Source organism: Cyclobacterium qasimii M12-11B (assembly GCF_000427295.1).
Taxonomy (GTDB): Bacteria; Bacteroidota; Bacteroidia; order Cytophagales; family Cyclobacteriaceae; genus Cyclobacterium; species Cyclobacterium qasimii.
Genome location: NZ_ATNM01000082.1, coordinates 1 through 5,387 on the forward strand (window position 1 = coordinate 1; position 5,387 = coordinate 5,387).

Below are 5,387 nucleotides of genomic sequence, written 5' to 3' on the forward strand. Positions count from 1 at the left end.
CTATCGGGTGTAGTCAATCATTTTACTATAACTATGTCGTCTTTAAATAAAATTAAATAGCTATTTAAAATCAATTACCTAGCCATTATAGGATTACAGGATTGTGAAATCATAAATCATTCTTAGTTTGAAGTTTGGATTATTTATTTAAGTCCATATATTTAGACAGGAACGAAAAGGAAAATGAACAAAAATAATAACGTATTCTTATTTGGTGCCGGAGCTATGATTGATTGGGCGGGACCGACAACTCAAGAACTTACCGAACAAATTAGAAAGGAAGGTTTTAAAGTATCAAATTCAGAACAAAAACTAACAGACTATATTTACGAACAATTAATTAAGGTATATGATAAAGATGACGTAAATTTTGAAACAATTATCAATGTAATTGAAGAATTATCTGTTTATTATTCTGAATTTAAGAAAGGGAAACAGTCTCCCTCACTATTGAGATCATTTATAAATGATCTTGAATTTGAGAAATTATTTGACTATTCGATAAAAGGTGGAAAAAGAAAGACAAATTACAAACTTCAAATTCCTAGGGGACAAGATTACGATAGTGCCCGTCACGCTTTTAACAATGAAAACCCTAATCAATTTTATTTACAACATGAATTGTCTTGTCTGCTAACTAGTATAGTATATAGAATTTTTGATTATGCCTTTCATAATAGCACATTATCAGAAATTAAGAAGGACTCCGAGATTAGTATTAATTTTAAAAAATGGATTTCTACATTAGAAAAAAATAATGCCATAAGAATGTATTCTCTAAATTATGATCGGATTTTCAAAGTCTTACTAAATGATGTTAGCATAGACTGTTTTGATGGCTTTGAAATGAATGAAAATGAATCGGATAGTCAAGAGTTTAAATGCGATATATCGAGAATTTTAGAGGATCAAAATTCCAATATTTTTTATAACCTCCATGGTTCGGCTTACTGGAAAGTAGACAATAGAAACAGGAGGATAAATTCGCCAGAAATACTAAGCACAAATATGCCGCAACTTCAAGGAAACTATAATATTTCTAATATTCAAATTGAAAGAGGAAAGCCTATTTTAATAAGTAATATAATAACAGGTTTTCAAAAAGCACAAAAAACAATGATTCCTCCTTTTAAGCAAATGCATTTTGCTTTTGACAGAGACTGTTTTAAAACAAATATTATTTATATTATTGGCTATTCATTCAGTGACGAACACATTAATCAGTGTATCAAAACTGCCTTGAGACACAGGCAAGACCTATCTTTGGTAATAGTGGATCCAAGTTTTATTGAAAAGAATTTGGATCAAAAACTTAACAGAACAATTTTCACCTATATTGAAAATTGTTCTGCTAGTCCAAAAATATTAGGTAGTAACATGTACAGCTATTATTATAATAGAGTTATAGTCTACACTTTGAAATTTTGCGATTATTTAATAATGAAAAATAAGGAATAAGATTTGTATCCCTCTCAGCGAAATCATTTTTTTAGGCCACTGACGGAGTTTGCAAAAGATCTAACATGGGGGTAATTTGCAAAACACCCTTCTATCAATTTAAATTGAAAACTGATGGAATTATCAGTATTCCACTTCAACCAAGCCTAATTTTAAGTACTAGCGCATAAATAATCTTCAGACCTTTCAACTATCGTCTTGAGCAGTTTATTGCTGATTAACTTTTTGAAATCTAGAAACAGTATTCAGCCCTCAATTGGATGATCTGGTCATGGTCGATTTTTGCAATAAGTTAAGTTTTTGCAGGATAAAACCCTTATAATCCTTTCCTACAACTAAAAATAGTTTATCTCCACAGGGATTACAAATAAATACTGACCGATTAATGGGATAACCTTGTATCAGTTTGCATGCCATTTTCGAGCCTTAGCCTTACAGTGGTCAGAATTTTAAACTTTCATTTACTAGGAACTGCCTTAGTATGCCATTTCAAATGGCATGAAAAGGATGACGACTTCAAAGGAGGTTTGGAATAAAAGGGTGTAGTGAATACTACACCCAGCTTGCGGACTTGCCGGGCTTTTGGTAAATATCAAACAGATTAAAGCCTGTAATTGAGGAAAACAAAACTGCCAATACCAAATGTCCAAACTCCCAATATTATAAAAAATGTTATCCAAGCAGATCCATTTTTTTTATTCTTAGGGAGATTTTCAAACTCTTTAAAATATTCAAGATATCTATCTTCACGAAAGGAAAACAAATAAGCAAAACCGTATGAAAAAAAGGCCATAGCTGCAAAATGCGCTAATTTTAGATTAAATTCTGTCCTTAAATAACCGGAAACAAAATTTACAACTCCAAAAGTCAACAGAAAGAATAAAACAATAAAATGGCCCCCAGATAATATGCTACTTACCCCAACTTCTGGGTTTTTAAGTGCTTTGACCACTTCTTTTTCAGGATTGTTAACCCCTCTTTTCTTATAACTTTCCTTAACCTTCTTATTTTTCAAAAACAACAATACTGGATAGGAAAAGAACTTTTGAGTTCTTTTTTCAAACCTAAATAGATTGTAAAAAACAATATTTGATAACCAAGCCATCTTTTCTATTTTCTGTAATGGATTTCATTTACTACTGCTCCTGCTGTCTCTGAGCCAATCCAGCCACCTGCAACTCCTCCAAATACACCTCCTATAATTGCTCCCGGAATAGCTCCTGCTCCCCAAAACCAAACACCAATTGCGGCTCCTGCTGCTGCACCTCCTTTAGCACCAGCCCAACCGCCTGCTATTCCTCCAGCTGTTTGTGCTGTGGCCATTTGAGTGTTATATCTAAAGCTTCTTCCATCTTGGATATTTGCTTCATTGATATTATACGCTCCTAAAACTAAACTTCCATACAATGACCCTCTTCCAATATTGGAACCAACTCTTGTCATATTATATGTGGTAATTTGAGCTCTACTTCCCCCAGTCCATCCAGACTGGTAATATTTAGGACTTAGTTGATTGCCATTGTATGCTCCATTCCTAACCCTAATACTTCCTCCTGATTGAACCATCCCTTGACCGAATCCACCAGTGCCATCAATTATCATTACAACTCTAGCTGTGGAGTTACTTTCCTCTGGTGTTACTAATACGCTTTTTATAACACCATCTTCTCCTCGGCCTATAAGATTATCAAAACCATCTAATGAACTATCTTTAAAATAGCTAGAACTGTTCTTTCTGTCATTAATTGCAAAAAGTCCATCACTATCCTTTTGGATTCTTCCTCTAATACCGTGTTCTTTTCTGTATTCTTTTGCTTCAGCCCTTGTTTCAAAAAGTCCTGTTGGGTCTATATAAGTTATTGGATTATTAAAGAATGCCCTGTACGGTGTCCAACCTGGTGCTAGGTCCGCTAAAGGATCCACAACTCCCCACCTACCTAACACCGGATCATACATCCTCGCCCCGTAGTCATAATGCTCCAGCCCGTTATCTTCTATCAGTTCCTTCCCATTGTACAAGTACTTGTTTTCATCTAGCCCTCCATTTTGATACCCCAATCCTGTCAACTCCAAACCCCAAGGATCATAATGTGTTTCTTGGATCACTATTGAGGGGGTACGAGAAATACTAAAATCATCGAACCAAACGTCTTCGGCTGTTTCATTTACCACTACGGTTTCCATGTATCCGTCACGAGAAATATACAATTTTTCTTCTAAAATCTCATGCTGATTGGCGGCTTTTCTGCTAAGGAGCTGTTTCCCTACTTCATAACGGTTATTGTCGCTGTCGTAAAGTGCATACAGCAAGTAAGCTTCCGGTGTTTCCTTTTGCTGAAGGTCTGCTGTCACTATCCCTATCATATTTAATAATGTTATGGGGTTGGCTGTTCCTGCTTGCTGGCTGCTTTTGGACAATTCATTGAGGTCATTTAGGATTTTGTTTTTCCCTCCACTGCTAAGGAAACCCGCTGCATTGGTTTTTTGTATCTTGTCTTCCTGGTACTTGCCAAAGACGCGCAAGTGAATGTTGTCTCCTGCAAAGACCTTTTGAGTACTTGATGGACCTAATATTCTACCCCTTTCTGCATTTAACCAAGCCACCTTATCTCCTCCTAGGGTTACATTCTGTTCCACATCAGTTTGTCTGGAAGCACTTAGCCCCGAGAAATTCTCTTTCTCCTTAGTGGCATGTTGACTTTCCATGGTCGCCAACTTTGTTTCGGTTTTAGGCTGTCTAAGCACCTGTCGAACATTGCCTAGATGGTCTTTAACAAAATACTCATATTGATATACTCCGGATTCATAAGTTACCCGGCCTTCTTCATGGATCATGTAATCCAAGTTTCCGTCTAGAAACACCAGCTCTCCAATATAGTCTCGGGTTTGGGAGGGTTTACCATTTCCTTCCTTTACCGTCTGACTGAGTTTATTCCCTTCTGCATCATAGGCAAAGTTAATTTTTCCTCCTGTAGAAAATGTGATCTCTTCGGGCAAATTCAAATGGTTGTAACTGATCTTAGAAATCCTCTTGTCGGGATTGGTGGTTTGGTTACCATTTGCATCATAGCTGTAATCTTCTTGAGAACCAGTATTGGGTTTAAAATCTTTTGCCGTATAGGTATTGGAGACCAGTCCGTCTTGGACGCGTAACAATTTATTGGAATAGCTACCTCCTAAGTCCTCATTGCTATCGTACTTGTAGGTCAAATCATCCACTTTTCCATAGGTATTATTTGACTTTTCGTTAAACCTAGCCATAGTCAATATATTGCCATTGGCATCATAGCTGATTCCTTGGAGGGAATAATGGTTATTTTCCCCTGCTGCATTAAATTTTGCAGCTAACAGTCGATTGGCATTGTCATATTGGTAAGCATAGCTCCTAGACTTCCCATCCTGCCCCGACCATTCTATGCCGGCGATGTTTCCATTGTAGTGCTTTTCTTCGCTACCACTATGATAATAAAAATCCTGTTTGAATACGCCAGTATTAGTACTACCCAAGCTTTTTAGCCATCCCCTGATAGAATAGTCATAGTTTTGATCACCAACGTCATTCCCAAAGAGCTTTACGGTCTGTTGCCCAAGATCATTGTAGGTATAGGTCGCAAGGGTTTGCATCTGATCTTCGGAGCTGATGTTAATACCATGCTTCATACTTGCAAGGCTTCCCGATACATGGTATTTCATGGTTCGGTAAATTTGCAGGGGAGATGGATGGTTTTGTTCCACCACCGTCTCTATGGGTTGTCCTTCAAAGTTGTAAGCGATAGACTGCCTGATGGTTCCTCCTAGTTGCTGTTCGGATAGGGCTTGTATCAACTGCCCCTTTTCATCATAGTACATGGCAGTGGTATAAAATACGCCGGTCTCCAAGTTTTTGACTTTCTTACCTGTCTGCAAACCACGCACCCTAATTGTGGCAT

Annotated in this window: 3 protein-coding genes; 1 reads left to right on the forward strand and 2 read right to left on the reverse strand. The window is 36.9% G+C overall.

All coding sequences use genetic code 11. From position 1 onward, the window contains the following. Nucleotides 1–183 precede the first annotated feature (183 nt). Nucleotides 184–1,458: an SIR2 family protein gene (locus ADICYQ_RS08215; protein WP_020894167.1), complete on the forward strand. Its 1,275-nt coding sequence runs from the start codon at nucleotides 184–186 to the stop codon at nucleotides 1,456–1,458. Nucleotides 1,459–2,059: 601 nt separating this feature from the next. Here ADICYQ_RS08215 and ADICYQ_RS08220 read toward each other — a convergent pair. Both ADICYQ_RS08220 and ADICYQ_RS08225 read right to left on the reverse strand, forming a co-directional pair. Continuing rightward, the gene (locus ADICYQ_RS08220; RefSeq protein WP_146947986.1) at nucleotides 2,060–2,473 is read right to left on the reverse strand and encodes a hypothetical protein; all 414 of its coding nucleotides are present in this window, start codon (nucleotides 2,471–2,473) and stop codon (nucleotides 2,060–2,062) included. A 95-nt stretch (nucleotides 2,474–2,568) separates the two neighbouring features. Then, nucleotides 2,569–5,387 (reverse strand): RHS repeat-associated core domain-containing protein (locus ADICYQ_RS08225; protein WP_161625587.1); only part of this gene is annotated, 2,819 nt, incomplete at its 5' end.